Here is a 4,379-nt window from a genome sequence, read left to right as displayed (position 1 = left end):
GCGGTGCGGTGGCCTCGGGGGCCCGGTGCAGGGGCTGTGCGGGCGGTGCCGGGTCCTCCTCGCGCGGCAGGTGGCTGGAGGCGCCCCTGCGGCGCGAGGGCAGCGGGGTGAGGGAGTCGGCGGGGCCCTGGTCCCAGGGAGACGCGTGGCGGCCGTTTCCGTCGTCCCGCGCGCGCGGGTCGTCGCCCACTGGGCGGCCGTGCGAGCTGACGAGCTTCGGTGTGCGGCGCGACGGCAGGTCCGTGACGGGCGGCAGTCCGGGAACGGGCTCGATCCCGGGGCGCCGGCGGCGGAAGAGGGCGTCGTCGTCCTCGGCCAGGGGGAAGCCCAGGGGGTCGATGCCGACCGGGGCCTCCAGTTCGACCGGGCCGTCCAGGACGGGCGCGGGCATCCCCGGGAGCTGGACCGGGAGGCGCTTCTTGTCCTTGGGGGTGCGCGGCCGGTCGAGGCGGAAGCCGATGCCGTTGGTGTCCGGGACGTCGTCCGTGAGGAGGACCTCCGGGATGAACACCACGGCTGTCGTGCCGCCGTAGGGCGAGGTCTGGAGGGAGACGCGGACGTTCTGCCGCTGGGCGAGCCGGCTGACCACGAACAGACCGAGGCGGTCGGTGTCGGAGAGTTCGAACTCGGGGGTCTCGGCGAGCCTCAGGTTGGCGTCCAGGAGGGCCTCTGGGGCCATGCCGAGGCCCCGGTCGTGGATCTCCAGGGTGAAGCCGTTGGCGACGCGCTCGCCGAGCACCTGGACCGCGGTGTGCGGCGGGGAGAACACCGTGGCGTTCTCCAGGAGTTCGGCGACGAGGTGGGTGAGGTCGGCGACGGCCGGGCCGGTGACGGCGATCCGGGGCAGCCGGCGGACCTCGATGCGCTCGTAGTCCTCGACCTCGGAGACGGCCGCGCGGACGATGTCCATCAGCTGGATGGGCTTGCGCCACTGCCGGGAGGGCGCGGCGCCGGAGAGGATCACGAGGCCCTCGGCGTGCCTGCGCATGCGCGTGGTGAGGTGGTCGAGGCGGAAGAGGTCCGCGAGTTCCTCGGTGTCCTCGGTGCGGCGTTCCATCGTGTCGAGGAGGGTGAGCTGCTTGTGCAGCAGGACCTGGCTGCGGCGGGCGAGGTTGACGAAGACCTCGGAGACGCCGGAGCGCAGTTCGGCCTGCTTGACGGCGGCCTCGACGGCGGCCCGCTGGAGGGTGTTGAGCGCCTGGCCGACCTCGCCGATCTCGTTCTTGTCGTACTCCAGGTGGGGGACCTCGGTCTCCACGTCGACCTGTTCGCCGACGGAGAGGCGGCGCATCACGCTGGGCAGCCGGACGGCGGACGCCTCGTGGGCCTCCACGCGCAGCTGGCGCAGGTCGCGGATGAGGGCGCGGCCGATGCGGACGGACAGGAAGAGCGAGAGCAGGAGCGCGATCAGGCCGAAGACGCCGGCGACGACGGCCTTGACGATGACCTCGACGGCGACCGGGCGGACGCGGTCCTGGTAGCGGTCGTTGGCCTGTTCGTCGAGGGTGCCGAGCTGTTCGAGGACGCCGCCGGCGGCGGTGTCCCAGCTGCGGGCGGTGACGCCCTTGGGGCGGCCGCCGTTCTCCATCGCGTCGATCGCGGCCTTCTCGGCGGTGCGCAGGGACGCGGTGCCGGCGCCCGCCCAGAAGCCCTCGTAGCGCTTCTGCTCGGTGCCGGGCAGGAGCGGGAGGCCGACCTCGTAGATGACCTCCCGCTGGGCCCGGAGGTCGGAGACGGTCCGGCTCTCCTCGTGGCTGATCCTGCCGGTGACGAGGGCGGAGCCGAGCAGAGCGTCCTCACGGGAGAGCAGCTCCCGCGCGCGTGCCACGGCGACGAGGGCGCGGTACTGCTTGTCCATCTCGACGCTGTCGACGACGTCCAGCCTGACGAGCAGCAGGTAGCAGGGGTCGATCAGCCGGTTGTAGAGGTCGAGGGCCTGGGCGCGGGTGACGGTGCCGTCCTCGACGCCGCGGCGCAGGTTGCCGATGCCGTCGAAGGCGTCCAGGACGTTGGTGAGACCGCCGGAGTCGTCCTCGTCGAGGCTGTCGCGCAGGTCGGGGTCCTTGGCGTTGCCGCGGATCTCCGCGAACGCCTCGTCGGTGGCCGAACGCGTACGGCGCAGGGCCGCGAGGGCGTTCCGGGCGTCGGGGTCGGCGAGGTAGACGAGGGTCTGGCGGCGTTCCTGCTGGATGACCCGGACGGTGTCCTCCAGGGGGTACCCGACCTTCTCCATCAGGGAGGAGACCGTGTAGAGCCGGCCCGCCTCACGTCCGGTGAGGACCGTGGCGAACCCCCAGACGGCGGTCAGCGACACGAGCGGCACGAGGAGAAGCGCCACGATCTTCCTGCGGATCGACTTCCCGCGAAAGCGCATGGCCTCCCCCAGCTCGGACCCCGTGCGACCGGGATTCGTATGTGCGTCAACAAACGCCGCGAGCCTACTACCGACCCACAGGCAACTCGAAGACCAGTCCGGAACCCGAACCTCCGCTCCGGGGTCGGGGCATGGGGAGTTGTCAGGTCATTGCGGGAGATTGCCGCCATGAATCGGGCGTCGGCGGCGAGACCGTGGCCAAACTGTTTCCTGCCGGGGTTGGCGAGAATTTGTCGTCGCTTGGGAATCTTCGAGGCGTCTTCTTCGTCCTACTCATTGGGAATTGGGAGCGGAACCGGCCACATGAGCCGCATGCCGCGCCTCGGCGGCGTAAATGAGCGCAAGCCGGGCAGCCACTGGGGAACCCGGTCTTCGGACCGGGCAGGGGGTCGGCCGGCGGTGGGGAGTGTGACACGTGATGGGCACGGCGCAGAACAGTCGGATCCCGCGGCAGGGACAGCGGGCCCGCCCGTTGTGGGTGGAGGAGCCGGCCAAGCGGCCCCGGATGCCCGATCCGGTGCGGACGGCGGCGGTCAGGGCGTTCCTGATCATCGCCGTGACACTGCTCCAGGCGATGGTGGCGTTCTTCTGCACGATGGCCGAGTCCTGGCTGGCGTTCCCGATGGTCGTCAGCAGCGTGGCGAGCACGGTCGTGGCGACCTGGTCCGCCCTCGACGTCTGGGTGACCCGCCAGGTCTGGAAGCAGCGCCACGGCGTCGTCTCGGCTCCCAGCAGCACGGCCCGCGCCCTGCGCCGCGAACGCCGCCTGGCCCGCGCCGCGGAGCGCGCGCAGGAGCGAATACGCCGCCAGGGTGGCGCGGGGCAGTTGTCCCACTCCTGAGGCGGGGCCGGCGGGCGGGAGACGGGGGCGACGAGGCCCTGTTCCCGCTCCGCCGGTGGGACGCCGGGGGCGAGGGGATGCGCGGGGATGCGCGGGGCGGACGGCGCGACAGGGCGCCCGCGTAGGCAGGTTCACCGAGTCGGTGCCGCCCCGCCCGAGCCCTACGACGCGCTGGACACCGGCCTCTTGTACATCCGCGTCGCCGTGATCTCCGTGTGCACCGCCTCCCCGGCGGGGATCTCCCGGGGCAGGCCGGGCCGGAGGTGTTCCTCGACGGTGATGTACTTCAGCCCGGCGCGCAGGTCGGCGTCGTTGCGGAGCCGGATGACCAGCGGGAACTCCGCGAGGGCGGTCGTGTCGAACAGGCCGGTGGTGTACAGGAGCTGGACGCCGAGGGCGTCCGAGACGGCCCGCTGGAGTTCCAGCAGGTAGGTCGCGTTGGCCCGCCCGATGGGGTTGTCGAGGAACAGCGTCCCGGCGTGCCGGTGCTTGTCGCGTCCCCGGTCGTTGGAGCGCAGCGCGGCCATCGTGCAGTACAGGGCGATGGCGGCGGTGAGGAGCTGGCCGCCGGAGAAGACGTCGCCCATCTGCCCGACGGGCACCCGCTCGGCGCGCAGCACGGCGTCCGGCTTGAGGATCTCGACGGCGATGCCCTTCGGCTGGAGAGCCGCGGCGACCCCCCGCAGCAGCAGGGACATGCCGTCGCGCCGCAGATCGGAGTTCTTCTTCACGGCGGCCCGCGTCGCGTCGTCGACGACCTCGCCGAGGCGCTCGGTGAGCGTCGCCTGGTCGGGCTCCTCGAAGCGGATGCGCAGGAATTCCTGCCCGGACCACTCCCCCAGCCCCTCGGGCAGCCGGGACAGCCGCTGGGCCGACCTGAGGGTCGCGAGCGCCGACTCCACGAGCCCGCGCAGCCGGTCCACGATCGAGTCGCGGTTGCGCTCCAGCTGGGCCAGTTCGTCGGTGAGGACGCGCAGGCGGGGCGCGAACGCCTCGGCCCACTTCTGCGCGTGCTCGGGCAGCGCGGACGCGGGCAGTTCCCGGATCTGCTGGCGCGCGGGTGTGCGTACCTGCTCGTACCGGGTGGAGTTGGCGTGCCGGACGAGGACGTCGCTCGCCTCGCGCACGGCGGCCTCGGCGGCGGACAGGTCGCCCGCGCAGCCG

Annotated in this window: 3 protein-coding genes; 1 reads left to right on the top strand and 2 read right to left on the bottom strand. The window is 72.5% G+C overall.

Annotation, left to right across the window (positions count from 1 at the left end):
- The coding region (locus ACVNF4_RS33045) for a sensor histidine kinase (protein WP_461806564.1) at positions 1 to 2,374 on the bottom strand (2,374 nt) is incomplete at its 3' end.
- A 418-nt stretch (positions 2,375 to 2,792) separates the two neighbouring features.
- Between ACVNF4_RS33045 and ACVNF4_RS33040 the strand changes: the two genes are divergently transcribed.
- Positions 2,793 to 3,215 (top strand): hypothetical protein, encoded by a 423-nt coding sequence (locus ACVNF4_RS33040; RefSeq protein ID WP_461806563.1) that lies wholly within the window; start codon positions 2,793 to 2,795, stop codon positions 3,213 to 3,215.
- 161 nt (positions 3,216 to 3,376) lie between these two features.
- On the opposite strand, the gene ACVNF4_RS33035 is transcribed toward ACVNF4_RS33040, so the two are convergent.
- The coding region (locus ACVNF4_RS33035; protein WP_461806562.1) for a hypothetical protein at positions 3,377 to 4,379 on the bottom strand (1,003 nt) is incomplete at its 5' end.

Source organism: Streptomyces sp. S6, assembly GCF_054880855.1.
The sequence above is the reverse complement of the archived record's forward strand: the minus strand, read 5'-3'. Positions and strand labels throughout refer to the sequence as shown.